Genomic DNA, 16227 nt, shown 5'->3' with positions numbered 1-16227 from the left:
GTTGTGTGGGAAAAAATCAGCCGGGCTGGTGAGTCGTGCGCTGGGGGCGCTTTACCCAGTGGATGGGCTGTGCCTTGAGGGGACGGGCAGGGGCACCATGCCCCACCAATACCTGGTCCAGGGCTTTGCCGGCCTCGTCGGTGAGGGCGGCGAGTCTGGCAGCCCGCACGGCTTTGGCTCGTTCGGTGGCGCTGGACGCGGGCGTCTCTGAAGGCGATGCCAGATGGTCGATGATGTGCAGCAGGTTGTCCTTGCCCCGCTCGTTGGTGCTGCCATAGCCCTTGATCAATTGACCGCACAGGGCGACCTCGTATCCTAAAGCCCAGTGTTCCCGGGTACATGCTTCTACACAGGCCAACCAGCGCTCGATCAGGGACTGCTCCAGCGCAAAACGGCTACCCCGGCGCCGCAACCGCTTCAGCGACGCCATGAAGCGCAAGGCCAGGAACCCACTGACGCTGTGGGTCGCGATTTTCAGCGGCATGGCCCAGGGCTTGAGGTCCCGCTGGACGCGACGCTGGTCCCACGCGATCAGGCGTGCGGCCAGTCCTTGGGGCAGCAGACCGGCCAGCTCGGGTATTCCCGGTTTGAAATGGTCGTACACCTTCAGCACATCGGCTGCATCTGCCTTCACTTCCTGCTGGACACGGGCCATGCGGCTGCGGCGGCTCTTGAGGTCGGCGACCCGGACCACATCGTCGAACGCCATCCACAGCGCCAGCCAGCGGGCCATTTCCTTGACGATGGCGCCCTGGTGTTCGCCCGAAGGATCAGCTTGCCGCTCGGCGGCGTGCAGGCGTTGCAGGCGTTGCAGGTACTGCGCCGCATAGGTGGCGTCCTGGTACTCGACCAGCCGTTCATGACCCAGCCGGACCATGTCCATGGCGGCCGCTGGCAGGCCCTGAGCTTGCGCAGGCAAGGTCCCTAGGCGATCGGGTTGGGGAGAGTCCTGGGCTGGCGGGCGCCACACCGTCTCCACGTACTGCGCCTGTTGGCGTTGCCGCTCGATGGTTTCATAGGCCATGGCAAAACCGCGCAGGCTGGCCTGAGCGCTTGAGCCCGAGGCGCCGATCACCGACTCGTAGTCGCGCCGGCTCATGGGCAACAGTCCGCTGGCAGCGATGCATCCCAGCATCACCGCGCTCACCACAGTGCCGGCTTGTCGCGTCATGCGAGCCATGTCCACCACATGGTGTGCGCGGCTGTGTTGCCGAACCAGGGCGAGCAGATCGGCGTCGGCTGCGCGCCCGTCGCCCATGACCATTTTTTCGGCGGTGGTGTAAGTCCGGGCCGATGAGCTGATGAGCAGGGTGTGGTCGCGCGAGACCATGCCGTTGGCGATCTGGCGCCCGGTTTCCAGCAGTTCCGAGGAGACCAGCGCATCCAGCCGGCCGGGCAGCGGGTTGAGGCCGAATACAGGCCTGCGCCCTCCACAATCCGCCAGCGGCACGGGGTAGACCTCGACGTAGTAGGTGGTAGCGCCGGTGCGCTGGGCCACGCCGGGGACGGAGGTGGCCTGGGCTGCATAGCCGGCTTGGCGAGCGGTGTCGACGAGCCAGTCGGTCAGCACACCGCCGCCTTCGCCGCCCAGGGCGCACAGCAGCAGGGAGACCGGGCGGTCTTTCGGAGCGGGAGGGGAGGATGGGGCGTTCACGGAAACGGGGTCTCAAGCGGGTTGCATCCAGCGCAGCCACAGGCCGCGCCACCGGTTCATCAGGCGTTCGTGCCAGCGCGGGTTCTGCACCACCTCGGCACGATAGAACGAGGGGCACAGCGTGGCCGCATGGGCGTTTTCGCCGCACAGGCCACAACCCACACACCCGTCGATCACCGTGGCCACCGGGTCCACCTTCAGCGGGTCGGGGTTGTCCTTGAGCGTCAACGTGGGGCAGCCCGACAGCCGTATGCAGGCGTGATCGCCGTTGCACACATCCTCGTCCACGCCGTACTTCACCCTGACCACGCGCTCGCCTTTCTTGAGCAGGCTGGCCAGCCAGGGCTTGATGCGGCGTTGCCGCTCCAGCTGGCATTCGCCCTCCGCCACGATCACCTTCAGCCCGTTGAAGTCGGTGGTGAAGGCCTCGTGGAGGGTGTCGCGCACCTTGCTCACCTCGTAGGTGTGGACGGTGCGCAGCCATTGCACGCCCAGGCCTTTCAGGGTGTTTTCGATGGTCTGGTTGGTGTGGACCAGGCTCTGGCGCTTGTCGGCAGCCCCGTTCTTGGCCGCATCGTCGGGTGTGGAGATGATGTCCTGCGTGCCGGTGGCCGATGTGTAACCGTTCTTGAAAATCAGCAGCACCGCGTCGTCGCCGTTGAACAGGGCGGATTGCACGCCCGTGAGCAGCCCGTTGTGCCAGAAACCACCGTCGCCCATGATGGACAGCACGCGCCGCTGCATCATCGGCGAGACGCCCGCCCGGCTGGCGAGGCTCATGCCGTAGCCGAGGATGGAATGGCCAAAGGAAAACGGCTCGAACGTGCCCAGCGCATGGCAGCCGATGTCGGCCGCGATGTGCACGGGCCCCACGTCCTGCTGCGCGAGCTTGAGTGCTGCAAAGACCGGCCGTTCGGGACAGCCGATGCACATGCCTGGTGGGCGGGCAGGCAAGGGGGCGGTGCGCTGCGCAGCCACCTCGGCACGGCGCTGGGCATTGCCTTGCAGCCAAGCCGTTGCTGCCTCCAGGGCGGCGGCCTGATCGGGCAGATACCGTTGAACAAACTGGGCCAGACCATGGGCCATGACCTCGGCCGTGTACTCGCCGGCACTCGGAAGCATGTCCTTGCCGTGCAGCGGGGTCTGGATGTCGGCCCGGCGCAGCAGGGTGGCCAGCTCCTGCTCGATGTACTCGGGCTGGCCCTCCTCCAGCATGAGCACCGCCTCCTTGCCCGCGCAGAACGTCTGCAGCTCCTGCGGCACCAGCGGATAGGTCACGTTGAGCACCAGTAGCGGAATCCGGCTCTGGCCGAAGGCATCGGCCAGATCGAACTGTTGCAATGTACGGATCAGGGTGTTGTAGAGCCCGCCCTGGACGATGATGCCGACGTGGGCGTAATCCCCGTCCATCAGCTCGTTGAGCCGGTGTTCCTGGATGTAGCGTCGCGCCGCCGGCAGCCGTTCGGCGGTCTTGAGCTTTTCGTGGCTGAAGGTCACGGGGGGGTGTGCCAGCCGGGCATAGTCGAAGGCGGCGGGTTCTTCCATCAGCGCCCGCTTGGAGATCGGCGGCGCCCGGTTGTCCTTGGCCTCGAAGCTGCCCCGTACATGGCAGGCCCGGATGCGCAACTCCATGATCACGGGCATGTTCGAGGCTTCCGACAGCCGGAAACCGTGCTCCACCATGTTGACCATCTGGCCCAGCTCGGGCCGCGGATCGAGCAGGCACATGCTGGATTTCAGCGCGAACGCATGGGTGCGCTCCTGGATCACGCTGGCGCCTTCGCCGTAGTCTTCCCCCACGATGATCAGGACGCCTCCCTTCACACCTGGCGAGGAGAGGTTGGACAGCGCGTCGGCCGCCACGTTGGTGCCCACGATTGACTTCCAGGTGACGGCACCCCGCAAGGGATAGTGGATGGAGGCACCCAACATGGCGGCGGCCGAAGCCTCGTTGGAGCAGGCCTCCACATGCACGCCCAATTCGTCCATGTAGGGTTTGGCCTGGACCATCACGTCCAGCAGGTGCGAAACCGGGGCACCCTGATAACCGCCCACATAGGCCACGCCCGATTGCAGCAGGCCCTTGGTGATGGCGAGGATGCCCTCACCGTGAAATGTGTGCCCGTCACCGAGCCGCAGGGACTCTATTTCCTGCGCGAATGAAACTTCCAACGGTCTGTCTCCAGCGGTATTTCCTGCAGTATCCGTTCCGATCGACCATTGATCAATAAAATGAGTGTGATAAGCCTTATAAGCTATATGCATACCAAGAACATCGACCTCAACCTGCTGCGCCTCTTCAACGAGGTCTACCGGGCAGGCAACGTGAGCCGGGCAGCGGAGCGCCTGGGCATGACGCAGCCCGCTGCCAGCCAGGCGTTGACCCGCTTGCGCCTGCTGCTGAAAGACCCGTTGTTCATGCGTGCTGCAGGGGGCGTGGAGCCCACGCCCCGCGCCCATGCCCTGGCCGAGTCGGTGCAGCAGGCGCTGCAGACCATCGACGACGCCCTGGAGGCATCGTCGGGCTTTCAGCCGCAGACCTCGCGCCGGCTGTTCCGGCTGCACATGAGCGACATCGGCGAGGGGCGCTTTTTGCCGGAACTGATGAAGGCGCTGGTCGCCGAGGCCCCGCATGTGCGCCTGGCCACGCAACCGGTGCCGCACGACGACATCGCCGCCTGGCTGGACCGGGGCACCATCGACTTTGCCTTCGGCTTCCTGCCACGGGTCAAGTCCACCCGCAGTCAGGAGCTGCTGGACGACCGCTACATCGTATTGATGCGGCGCGAGCACCCCATGCGCGAGGCGCTGCAAGCGTGCCGGCAGCGCTCGGCCGTCATCAAGTGGTTGCGGCGCATGGAGTTTGTCGCCATTCGCAGCCATGCCGATACCTTGCGCATCCTGCAGCATGAGGGGCTGGAAGAGCGACTGCGCCTGACCACCCAGCATTTCATGGTGCTGCCCTCCATCGTGCGTTCCACCGACCTGTGTGCGGTGATGCCGCGCAACATCGCCCAAGGTTTTGCTGCGGAATGGGGGTGCGCGCTGTTCGACCCACAGTTCGAACGCAGCACCTTCACGGTGTCACTCCACTGGAGCCACCGGTTTGAAAACGACCCCGGCCACCAGTGGTTTCGCCAACTGGTGGTCAGGCTGTTTGCCGAGCGCGTCAGGCGCTGACATGGCAGGCGGCGGCCAGTGCCGTCATGTTGAGCACGCGCCGCACCGTGGCCGCCGGGGTCAGGATGTAGGCCGTGCCGTTGACGCCCATCAGCATGGGGCCGACGGTCACGCCGCCGCTGGTCGTCGTCTTGAGCACGTTGTAGAGGATGTTGGCCGCGTCCAGGTTGGGGCAGATCAGCAGGTTGGCCGCGCCGCGCAGGGTGCTGTCCGCCAGGTAGCGTTCGCGGATCTCGGGCTGCAGCGCGGCGTCGCCGTGCAGCTCGCCATCGCATTCGATCTCGGGGTGCCGGGCCACGAACAGATCGCGCGCCTCGCGCATCTTGCGCGCCGGCGCGCGTTTCGACGAGCCGAAGCTGCTGTGCGACAGGAACGCCACCTTGGGCGGGATGCCGAAGCGCTGCACCTCCTGAGCGGCCATCCAGGCGATTTCGGCGAGTTGCTCGGCGCTCGGGTCCTCGTTCACATAGGTGTCGGCCACGAACAGAGGGCCCTGCGGCGTCATGAGCGCGTTGACCGCCGCGTAGTTGCCCACGCCGGGTTTTTTGCCCAGGATGCTGTCGATGCGCTCCAGGTGTGTGGTATAGGTGCCCACGAGGCCGCAAATGAGCGCGTCCGCATCGCCCAGGCTCACCATCAGCGAACCGATGATGGTGTTGGAGCGCCGCACGGCGGCCTTGGCCACCTCGGGCGTGGCGCCTTGGCGTTTCATGAGCTGGTGATAGTGCTCCCAGTACTGGCGGAAACGCGGATCGTCTTCGGGGTTGACGTTTTCCACGTCCACACCCAGCCGCATGCGCAGCCCGGCCTTTTCGATGCGCGCAGCGATCACCGCCGGGCGGCCGATCAGGATGGGCACGGCCAGGTGATCGTCGATGGCCAATTGGGCCGCGCGCAGGGCGCGTTCGTCTTCCCCGTCCGCATAGGCTACGCGTTTTTTCGTATCCGGTACGGCCTTGGCCAGGTTGAAGATCGGCCGCATCAGGATGCCGGTCTGGTAGACGAAGCGCCCGAGCGTCTCCTTGTACGCTTCCATGTCGGCGATCGGCCGGGTGGCCACGCCGGAGTCGGCCGCCGCCTGAGCCACGGCGGGGGCGATCTTGAGGATCAGGCGCGAGTCGAACGGTTTCGGGATGATGTAGTCCGGGCCGAAGGTGAGCTCCTGCCCCATGTAGGCGCTGGCCACCTCCTCGCTGATGTCGGCCTTGGCCAGTTCGGCGATCTGGCGCACGCAGGCCAGCTTCATTTCTTCGGTGATCTTGGTGGCACCGCAGTCCAGCGCGCCGCGGAAGATGTAAGGGAAGCACAGGACGTTGTTGACCTGGTTCGGGTAGTCCGAGCGCCCGGTGGCGATGATGCAGTCAGGCCGTGCGGCCTTGGCGAGTTCGGGGCGGATTTCGGGTTCCGGATTGGCCAGCGCCAGGATGATGGGCCGCTCGGCCATCGTCTTGACCATGTCCACCGTCAACACGCCGGGGGCGGAGCAGCCCAGGAACACGTCGGCCCCGTTGACCGCGTCGGCCAGCGTGCGCGCACTCGTGGTCTGGCAGTAGCGCTGTTTGGAATCGTCCAGTTTGCCGGCCCGGGCGTCTTCGCGATCGCTGTGGATCACGCCCTTGGAGTCACACACCAGAATGTGGGCCGGGTTCACGCCCAGGCCCACCATCACGTCCAGGCAGGCGATGGCGGCGGCACCGGCACCCGAAACGGCTACTTTCACTTGGCCGATGTCCTTGCCCACCAGCTCCAGGCCATTGAGCAGCGCGGCGCTGGAGATGATGGCGGTGCCGTGCTGGTCGTCATGGAACACGGGAATGTTCATGCGTTCGCGCAGCTTGCGCTCGATGTAGAAACACTCGGGCGCCTTGATGTCTTCCAGGTTGATGCCGCCCAGGGTGGGCTCCAGCGCCGCGATGATGTCCACCAGCTTGTCCGGGTCGCGCTCTGCCAGTTCGATGTCGAACACGTCGATGCCGGCGAACTTCTTGAACAGGCAGCCTTTGCCTTCCATCACCGGCTTGCCCGCCAGCGGACCGATGTCGCCCAGGCCCAGCACGGCGGTGCCGTTGGTGATCACGCCGACCAGGTTGCCGCGGCTGGTGTATTCGGCCGCCTTGGTGGGGTCGGCCTGGATTTCCAGGCAGGGATAGGCCACGCCCGGCGAATAGGCCAGGCTCAGATCACGTTGATTGGACAGTGGCTTGGTGGGCTGGACGGCGATCTTGCCGCGATGGGGAGCGCGGTGGTATTCGCAGGCGGCGTCGCGCAGGGCTTGTTCGGCGGGAGTCATGGTCGTCTTTCGGGCGGGTCAGGAAAACGCCCTGCATACACAGGGTAGTTGCCAGTGTAGCCGCGCTGGCCTGGGCGTGGTGCCGCGCGCGGCTCGATGCCATGCGCGCACAGCGCATCCGCTGGGTTTCAGTGGCCGACGCGTATGCCCGGTGCCGGTGGTGCGCTGGCGCCCGATCCGCGCTCGAAGGTCACCACATGGTCCACGGCGGCGCGAATCCCGATCCACTCGCCGATGTCGTGGTTGTGATGCGAGGGCACGTGGACCATGACGGTCTCGCCGCTGGCCAAACGCAGGGTGTAGAGGAATTCCGAACCACGGAAGGCCTTGCGCACAATGCACGCTTTCACCGGGGAGTCGTCGTCGTGCACGATGTCATCGGCCCGCAGCAGCACGTCGCACAGGCCGGCCTCGTAGGCACTGGGCAGTGGGCACTCTTCCACGTCCTGCAGCGGACCCAAGGGCGTTTGCACCACCACTTCGGACCCGTTCATCGAGATCTGCGCCGGTGTGAACACCCCGTGGCCGATGAATTCCGCCACGAAGCGGGTGGCCGGGCGGTGGTAGAGCGCATAGGCATCTTCCCACTGGTGCAAAGTCCCTTGGTGCATGACGCCGATCACGTCGCCGATGGCAAAGGCCTCCAACTGGTCGTGCGTGACGAACAGCGCGGTGGCCCCCGCCGCCTTGAGGATGCCGCGGATTTCGTGGGCCAGGCGCTCGCGCAGGTCCACGTCCAGGTTGGAAAACGGCTCGTCCAGCAGCAGCAGACGCGGGCTTGGGGCCAGCGCGCGGGCCAGTGCCACACGTTGCTGTTGCCCCCCTGACAATTCGTGCGGGAAGCGCGCCTGCATGCCGTCCAGCCCGACCAGGGCCAGCACCTCCCGCACCCGGTCGCGACGGGCCGCCGCACCCAGCTGGCGGATGCCGAAAGCCACGTTCTGCTCCACGTTCAGGTGGGGGAAGAGGGCGTAGTCCTGGAACACCATGCCGATGCGCCGCTCCTCGGCGGGCACGTGACGGCCCGGCTGACTGACCACGTCGCCACCCAGGGTGATGCTGCCGGCACTGGTTTTTTCCAGACCGGCCACGGCCCGCAACAGGGTCGTCTTGCCGCAGCCCGAGGGCCCGATCAACACCCCGATGTCGCCCGCGTTGAGGCCCAGCGACACGTCCCGGACGGCGGGTTGGGTGGCGCCCGGATAATGGACGGACAAATGGGAGACGGTCAGGAACATGTTCCGCATTGTAGATAATGACCATTCTCATTCACGTTGACATGAATCAAATTCCCTCCCGCGTGTGGTCTCGTTCCGTCGCCTGGCTGGGCCAGTTGGCCATGCTGGTGTTTGCCGGTTTGCTCGCCTTGCCGGTGCTGGCGCTGGCCGTGTCCTGGCTGCAGTTCGACGCCGAGGCCCTGGACGTGCTGCGCCAGATGGCCGAGACGGTGCTGCCCGAGTACGTCCGCACCAGTCTGTTGCTGTGTGTGGCCGTGGCGGCGGCCGTGGCCGTGGTGGGGATGGCCACCGCATGCGCGGTGACGCTGTTCGATTTTCCCGGGCGACGCGTGTTCGAATGGGCGCTGCTGCTGCCGCTGGCCATGCCGGCCTACGTGGTGGCCTATGCCTACACCGATTTCCTGCAGTTTTCCGGCCCGTTGCAGGTGTTCATCCGGGACACGTTCGGGCTGCGCGGTCGCGTTTTTCCCGAAATCCGCAACACCTGGGGAGCGGTGTGGGTGTTCACCTTCACCCTCTACCCTTACGTCTATCTGCTGGCCCGCACCGCGCTGAGCGAGCGCGCCACCCAACTCATGGAGGCGGCACGTCTGCTGGGTGCGCCGCTGCTGCGCCGCATCCGCGAGGTGGCCCTGCCGCTGGCGCGCCCGGCCGTGGCTGCGGGGGTGGCGCTCGCGCTCATGGAGACGCTGGCCGATTTCGGTGTGGCCAGTTATTTCGGTATCCAGACCTTCACCGCCGGCATCTACAAGGCCTGGCTGGTGATGGACAACCGTCTGGCCGCAGCCCAGTTGGCTACCCTGCTGCTGCTCACCGTGGCGCTGCTGCTGTGGCTGGAACACCGCGCGCAGCGGCGCATGCGTTTCGCCTCGACGCGGGGTGGGCGGGCGAACAGTGCCGAGGCGCAGCCGGTGCGCCTGCAGGGCGTCGCGCGCTGGGGTATCTGGGCCGTCTGTGGCCTGCCGGTGCTGTTCGGCTTCGTGCTGCCGGTGCTGTTCATGCTGCGCCCGCTGATCGGCGGCTGGGAGGAACTGCCCTGGCGCTCCTTCTTGCAGTGGTCCCGCAACAGCCTGTGGCTGGCCGCCCTGGCCGCCGCCCTCGCGACGCTGGCCGCGCTCGGGCTGGCCTTCGCGCAGCGCCGGCAGCCGAGCTGGCTGACCAGCGTGGTAAACCGCGTCGTGGGCCTGGGCTATGCCGTGCCTGGCGCGGTGATTGTGGTGGGCCTGTTGCTGCCGGTGGGCTGGGTGCAGTCGGTGGCACCGCAGAGCAGCGCGGCATACTGGATCACGGCCACCGCGCTGGGCATCGTCTGGGCGTATCTGGTGCGGTTCACGGCGGTGGCGCTGCAGTCGGTGCAAAGCGGCTATGCGCGCATTCCGACCAGCTTCGACGATTCGGCCCGCATGCTGGGCACGACCGGCCTCGGCCTGATGACGCGCGTGCACTGGCCGCTGCTGCGCCGCTCCACCATGGCCGCTGCCTTGTTGGTGTTCGTGGACGTGATGAAGGAGCTGCCCGCCACCCTGGTGCTGCGCCCCTTCAACAGCGACACCCTGGCCGTGGTCACCTACCAGCTCGCTCGCGACGAGCGCCTGGGCGAGGCGGCCTTGCCGGCGCTCACCCTGGTGCTGGTGGGGCTGATTCCGGTGATCCTGCTCAGCCGCACCTTGCGCAGCGAGGCGGTCTGAGGCTCATTTCTCGGCCGAGTGGGCCGCAAACTTTTCGACCTTCTTGGTCGGCCCGGAGACGATCAGCAGGTCGCCCGGCAGGATCAGGGTGTCGGGCTTGGCATGCTGGAAGTCCTCGTGTGCCCTTTTGACGCCCACGACGGTGACGCCGAAGCGCTCGCGGACCAGGCTTTGTGCCAGCGACTTGTTCAGGGTGGGCAGGGGGGCGCGGATTTTTGCGATGGCGAAACCGTCATCGAATTCGATGTAATCCATCATCCGGCCGGTGATCAGGTGGGCCACGCGCTCACCCATGTCCGCTTCGGGGTAAACCACATGGTGCGCACCGATGCGCTCGGCAATCTTTCCGTGCTCCGGTGTCGTCGCCTTGACCCAGATGTCTTGGATGCCGAGTTCGGACAGCGCCATCACCGTCATCAGGCTGCTCGAGAGATCGGTCCCGATGCCCACGATGGCGTGAGCGAAATCGGCGACGCCCAGTTGTCGCAGCACCTGAACGTTGGCGGCATCGGCCTGTACCGCGTGGGTCAGACGGTCGGCCCAGCTTTGGACCGGATCGGCTTCTCGGTCGATGCCCATCACGTCGTGCCCCAGCTGTATCAGGGAATGGGCGACGGCCCCGCCGAATCGCCCCAGACCGATGACGACCACGCTGTCGCTTTGGCTGAAGGCGTACTGCTCGGTGAACAATTTACCCAACAATTGGACGCTCCTCTGGGTAGCGGTAGGCTGCCCGGCTGTGTCCCATGGCCAATGAGGCGGCCAGGGTGATGGTTCCGACACGGCCGACGTACATCAGCAGGGTCAGCATGAGCTGACCTGAAGGCGGTAGCTCAGCGGTGATCCCGGTGGACAGGCCGACGGTGCCGAAGGCGGAAATGACTTCGAAGATGACCTGGTCGGTGGGCAGGTCGGTGCTGCGCAGAATCACCAGCGTGCCGAGCACCACCATGCTGCTGCCTAAAAAAAGCACGGTGATCGCCTGGCGCTGCGCGGAGTCGGATATTCGGCGCCAGAACGCCTCGCTGTCGTTGCGTCCTCGAATTTCGGCGTAAACCAGCATGGCCAGGATCAGGAAGGTGCCGACCTTGACGCCGCCTGCCGTGCCGGCACTGCCGCCGCCGATGAACATCAGGAAGTAGTGCACCGCCCAGCTCTCGTGGTGCAGCGCCCCGATGTCGATCGAATTGAACCCTGCCGTGCGTGCGGACACGGAAGCAAAAACGGCAGAAAGCAGCTTGTCTGGGACGCTCATCGGGCCGAGCGTGCCCGGATTGGACCATTCGAAGAAGAGCAGGGTCAGCGCACCGCCTGCCAGCAAAACCCCCGTGCCCACCAGGGTCAGTTTGGTGTGCAGGGACCAGTGATGGGGATCTCGCAGCCGGGAACGGATGTCGTGCAGGACCGGAAAGCCGATGCCGCCGACCACGATCGCGACCGCGATCGGCCCGAGAATCCAGACGTCCCCGGCGTAGCCCATCAGGTTGTCCTCGTTCAGGGCAAAGCCAGCGTTGTTGAACGCCGACACCGAATGGAAGATGCCATGCCAGAGTGCGTCCGTCCAGGGCATGCCGTGTCCCGAGGCGAATCGCAGCGTGAGCACGGCAGCGAGCACGAGTTCGGCGACCAGGGTGACGATGAACACCACCTTGGCGATGCCGTACACATCGCCCAGCCCCACCGAATGGGTCTCGACCTGGGTGATCAGTCGCGTGCGTAGCCGCAGCGAACGGTTGACCATCAGCCCCAGGAGGGTGGCCGCGGTCATCATGCCGAAACCGCCTACCTGAAACAGGAGCATGATGACGAACTGGCCAAAGAAGGACCAGTAGGTGCCTGTGTCCACCACGACCAGACCCGTGACACACACGGCCGAGACGGCGGTGAAAAAAGCGGTCAGCAGCGGTGCATGGGCGGGCTGGGTGCTGGCAGCAGGCAGCGACAGCAAAGCGGTGCCCGCCAGGATCGCCAGCAAAAAGGCCAGCGCCACGGTTCGGGTGGGATGGAGGAGTTTGCCCATGTCACGTGTGGTCCCCCCGACAGGAATCGAACCTGTATTTGCCGCTTAGGAGGCGGCCGTTCTATCCATTGAACTACGGGGAGGCGCCTGGGATTGTACGTGGCGCACCCCGGCCGTCGAAGGTGTGGGTGAAGATGAGGTCGATCGCGTTGTCGTCTCCCGCTTGTGCGCGCAGGGTCAGGTAGCGAGAAAGGTCGAGGAACACGGCCACCGTGCCGATGGCACCGACCACGCTGCGTGAGTAGCTCACGTAGAGTTGTTCGCTCAGCCGTTTGCCCAGCGTCAGGGCCGCGGCCGTGGTGGTCCCATCGGGGTTGACGGATTCGCCCTGGAAGCTCAGGTCGTCGAGGCCGAAGCGCTTCGCCAGAGGGCCGTCGTTGTTGCCCCCGCTGAGCAGGGCCAGGGCCGCCTGCTGGAGCAATGCGGCTTCGGCGCCCGCGCCGCTGGCCGGGCGTCCGAGCACCAGCCAGGCGAGTTTTTCGTTGTCGGGCAGGTCCGGGTCGGCGTACAGCCGTACGCGGGGCGATTGTGCCGTTCCACTGATCTCCACGCCCACCTTCTGGGTCGGGTGTGGGCGCAGGGCGAGGATGTCGAGGCTCGGGTTGTCGTAGGGGCCGTTGAAACGGATCAGTCCTTGCTCGATTTGCAGGCGTTGCCCATAGGCCCGGTAGTTGCCACGCACCGCACGCACCTCTCCGGTCAGGATGGGCGTGAGTTGACCGGGGCGAGCTTCGACGAGCAGGCGGCCTTGGAGCGCGGTTTGCAGGCCCAGGCCCCGCACCTCAAAGCGGTCCCCCAGGTACACTTCGCTGCGCAGGCGCAGCTGAAATGGCAAACGGGCACTCAGAGGAACCGGGATCGTGTTGCCCCGAATCACGACGTCACTTCCCAGGCTCGGTGTGGTTTCATCGGGCAGCAGGAATAGGGCCTGATCCACGTCGAGCCGGCCCGTGAGGTCGAGCAGTCCGTCGGCGAGCCGGCTGTCGATACGGCCGGACAGGGTGAGACGACGATCTGCTCGGGCCAGCAGACGCAGACGTTGCGCCTGCAGAGACAAGGTCATCTCGGGGCGCGGCGTGCCGTCCAGGGTGCGTTTCCAGGAAGCACGTCCCTCGCCGGTGAGCAGTCCCCCGTCCGTGCCGTCGGCCCCGCGCAGCTGCAGCCGCTCGATGGTCATCTGCTCGCCGTTCAGGCGAGCCAGCAACTGGCCGTCGCTGAACTCGATGCCGTCCAGTACCGAGCGCACGGCCAGCTGCCGCAGTTCGATCTGGCCCTGCCAGTCCGGCTGGGCACGGGTACCCAGGATACGGGCGTCGACCTGTCCTTCGCCCTCGATGCGCCAGCCCGGTGGTGCAAAGGCGGAGAACGGGGCCAGCTGGGTCAGACGGGCCTGGAGCTGCCCTTGCACCGGCGCATCCTCCGGCCAGCCCCAACCCTCACCCGAGGGTGCAGGAGGTGCCAGCCGGGTGGTGAGCTGGCCATGCACACGTCCGAAACGGCGTGTCTGCAACTGGGCTTGCACCAGCAGGTCGCTGCCTTGCAGGCTGGCGTCGGCCTGCAGCGATTCCATGCCCACGGGTGTGCGCTGGATGTCTGCTCCGCTGCCGGAGAGATAGGTCAGATCGCCGCCGATGTGCCGCCACCGCACCTGGGCACGGGCAGGCTCCAGGGTGGCGGCCGTCAGCGGCAGGGAAAGGTCCCAGTCGCCTTCGAAGAACAGCTCGCCCGTGAAGCCGGCCGATGCCAGGGGGCCTTCGGAGTGGGTGGCATCGGACAGCCAGGCATCGACCCAACTCAGAGCCATCGGGCCGGCGCGTCCCTGGGTTTCGATGCGGCCTCGTGCCCATTGCAGGCGGCTCCACTCGATACGCGCTGGCTGCTCGGCCATGGGCAGAGTGGGTCGGCTCGTTGGGGCCATCAGGGGGAGCAGGCTCAAAGCCCCTGTGGCAGCCATCACATGACCATCGGCCGTCACGTTGATGTCCAAGGGCTGCGCCAAAGTCAGTCGCGCGCCCAGTGGTGCTCCTTGGCGCCAGGTTTCCAGGCTCGCGCTTTCCCAGCGCAGTCGATGACTGGGCCCGGTGAGCCCCTCGCCCGACAGGCGCATGGAGGTCTTCAGCGTCCAGGCCTCAGGCGGTAAACCCAGGGTGGCAGAACCCTCCAGGGTGGCGGTCCAGCGTTGGGCTTGGCCTTCGAGGTCGAATCGGGTCTGATTCAGCGCCACGCTCGGTATGCCGGTCCCGTTGCCCGACGTTCCCTCCACGGTCAGGCGCGGCACGTTCGCGAGCAGGCGCCATTGAGCGGGCCAGGGGCTGTGGTCGGCCGCTCCGGTGGCGCTCAGATCGAGTCGAGCCTGGCCCTGCCACCGGCTTTGCCACAGTTCCTCGGTCCGGGCAGTGAGTTGCCATGTCGCAATCCATGCGTCCAGGGCCTGTACGGCTCGTTGGCTCCACTGCTGAAAACGCTGGGCGTCGCTCACATCGATATGGGCTTGGAGCGGTTGCCCCGCCCAGGGCCAGGCCCCAGACCCCTGGAGTTCCATGCCGGGTGCTTCCCATTGGCCCTGGCCCTGGGCAGACAGGCTGGGCCCCAGAAGAATGGTGGCGCGGGCCTGCAAACGGCTGTCTAGCCAGCGCGCCAGAAGGTGGTCGATCTGAACCCTCTGGCCTGACCAGACCCCTGCTGCCTGCACGGTGGGCAAGGGGGCGGCGTGGGCTTGGGTGCCCGGTTGAGGGGTGAGATTCAGGGACCAGCGGGTGCTGCCGCTGGCATGATGGGCCAGGGCTTGTGCGTGGATCCGCGCGGAGGGCAAGGTGGACCACAGGGCTTGGGGGTCCAGCCCTTGGATGGCGATTCGGCCTTGCGCTTCGCTGAGTCGTTCGGTCCAGGGCTGGCCGCTGCTTGCCGGGCGCCAGCGAGCCTGGCCCTGGCCTTCGAGGCGGCTCGCGCCCAGTGCCCAGCGCAGGGCGTGCACCTGGCCGCGGTCGGGCTGGAGTTCCAGGTCGGTTTCGAGGTGGTCCAGCGGCAGGCCGCCCTCGTTCCAGGGACGGGCCGAACGGTTGTGCAGCCGGCCCTGCAGCCGCCAGCGCCAGGCGCCGGAAGCGGCTGGTTCGAGGTGGGCGGCATGCCAGTCGCCGTCGAGGCGGGTGGACGGCCCTTGGGGCCAGAACTGGGCGATGTTGATGTCCTGCAGGTGAAGATCGGCGTGATCCAGCGGCATGTCGGCCCAGGGGCGGAGGCGGGCCTGTAGGCGCAGTACCGGGTTCCAGTCCTTGCCGCGGGTAGCGGAAGCGGGCCGCACATCGGCCTCGGCTTGAAGCAAAGCGTCCTCGCCGCCCAGGTGCCCATGGATCGCAGCGCGCACGGCCAGGGTCTGGCTAGGCACGTCGGCTGCCCCCGGGGTGTCGATGGTGGCTTCGAGATCGACTTGCAGCGTCAGCGGCTGCACGGCGAGCAGGCTTGCCTCGATGAGGTATCGCCCGTCTGCCCAGGCCAGTTCATCCACCTGCACCCGGTGGCTTGGGGCGGCGTTGTCCGTGTCGTAGCGGTAGTGGGCGACCAGGCGGCCGCTCTCCAGCGTGGTAGGGCCTGCATAGGCCAGTGCGTCCACCTGCACCGGCAGGGAAACCGTGCGGAACCAGGGCAGGGTCAGCCGTTCGGGTGGCTGCGGCGAGTCGTCCGGCGGCTGGGCCGGGCGTTCGTCCCGCACATGGATGCGCCGGGCAACCCATGGCCCGGTGGCCAGCTTGCGCTCCAGCAGCATGCCCAGCCACAGGCTGGGTTCCCAGGCGAAAGCCAGGGAGTCGATCTCGACGGTCAGGCCGTCTTGTTGCCATTGCAGCCGTTCGATGCGTCCGCCGTGGGTCAGGCTGCCCCGGGCGTCGTGGAAAGTCAGGGGAGAGATGCCGCTGTCGGCGTCGGTGAGCCATTCTTGTGCCCACTTCAAGGTTTGTGGGAGGGCCACGGGGGTGCTGGCCCACAGGACGAAGGCGAGCAGGCCCGCTGCGAGCAGGGCAAAACCCAGGCCCAGGATCCAGAGCAGACTGCCCACCAGTCCGGCGGACCAGCGAGCGAGACGGCAGGCCCATGCGGGCCCGCGGCGTGCTTGTGGAGGCGGTACCGTTTCCGGATCCGGGGGAGGCGTTCGGCGTTTCATG

The 16227-nt window shown here is 66.6% G+C and carries 9 protein-coding genes and 1 tRNA gene; 2 read left to right on the top strand and 8 right to left on the bottom strand.

The annotated features are described in order from the left end of the window. Positions 1–16: 16 nt before the first annotated feature. Positions 17–1654, bottom strand: coding sequence for an indolepyruvate oxidoreductase subunit beta family protein (locus tag HZS63_RS00550; protein ID WP_180682074.1), 1638 nt, complete (start codon positions 1652–1654; stop codon positions 17–19). A gap of 12 nt (positions 1655–1666) precedes the next feature. Further along, positions 1667–3826: a thiamine pyrophosphate-dependent enzyme gene (locus tag HZS63_RS00545; RefSeq protein WP_180682073.1), complete on the bottom strand. Its 2160-nt coding sequence runs from the start codon at positions 3824–3826 to the stop codon at positions 1667–1669. Between the two features lie 87 nt (positions 3827–3913). On the opposite strand from HZS63_RS00545, the gene HZS63_RS00540 reads away from it, so the two are divergent. Further along, complete coding sequence (locus HZS63_RS00540) at positions 3914–4834, top strand: LysR family transcriptional regulator (protein ID WP_180682072.1); 921 nt, start codon at positions 3914–3916, stop codon at positions 4832–4834. Here HZS63_RS00540 and HZS63_RS00535 read toward each other — a convergent pair. Next, the gene (locus HZS63_RS00535; protein WP_180682071.1) at positions 4824–7124 is read right to left on the bottom strand and encodes an NADP-dependent malic enzyme; all 2301 of its coding nucleotides are present in this window, start codon (positions 7122–7124) and stop codon (positions 4824–4826) included. The two genes, HZS63_RS00540 and HZS63_RS00535, sit on opposite strands and share 11 nt — an antisense overlap. Positions 7125–7252: 128 nt before the next feature. Further along, positions 7253–8362 (bottom strand): ABC transporter ATP-binding protein, encoded by a 1110-nt coding sequence (locus tag HZS63_RS00530; RefSeq protein ID WP_180682070.1) that lies wholly within the window; start codon positions 8360–8362, stop codon positions 7253–7255. 101 nt (positions 8363–8463) lie between these two features. Between HZS63_RS00530 and HZS63_RS00525 the strand changes: the two genes are divergently transcribed. After that, on the top strand, positions 8464–10050 hold the full coding sequence (locus tag HZS63_RS00525; protein WP_425505906.1) for an ABC transporter permease: 1587 nt from the start codon (positions 8464–8466) through the stop codon (positions 10048–10050). 3 nt (positions 10051–10053) lie between these two features. Here HZS63_RS00525 and HZS63_RS00520 read toward each other — a convergent pair whose 3' ends face one another. The 4 genes from HZS63_RS00520 to HZS63_RS00505 form a co-directional block, all read right to left on the bottom strand. Continuing rightward, positions 10054–10752: a potassium channel family protein gene (locus tag HZS63_RS00520; protein ID WP_246316064.1), complete on the bottom strand. Its 699-nt coding sequence runs from the start codon at positions 10750–10752 to the stop codon at positions 10054–10056. Next, complete coding sequence (locus HZS63_RS00515; RefSeq protein ID WP_180682068.1) at positions 10742–12070, bottom strand: TrkH family potassium uptake protein; 1329 nt, start codon at positions 12068–12070, stop codon at positions 10742–10744. The genes HZS63_RS00520 and HZS63_RS00515 overlap by 11 nt, the downstream gene beginning before the upstream one ends. 8 nt (positions 12071–12078) lie before the next feature. Then, positions 12079–12153 (bottom strand) — tRNA-Arg (locus tag HZS63_RS00510). Continuing rightward, positions 12144–16226, bottom strand: coding sequence for a translocation/assembly module TamB domain-containing protein (locus tag HZS63_RS00505; protein WP_180682067.1), 4083 nt, complete (start codon positions 16224–16226; stop codon positions 12144–12146). The genes HZS63_RS00510 and HZS63_RS00505 overlap by 10 nt, the downstream gene beginning before the upstream one ends. Position 16227 lies beyond the last annotated feature (1 nt).

Source organism: Tepidicella baoligensis (genome assembly GCF_013432195.1).
GTDB classification, from domain to species: domain Bacteria; phylum Pseudomonadota; class Gammaproteobacteria; order Burkholderiales; family Burkholderiaceae_C; genus Tepidicella; species Tepidicella baoligensis.
This window is presented reverse-complemented; position numbering and strand designations above follow the sequence as displayed.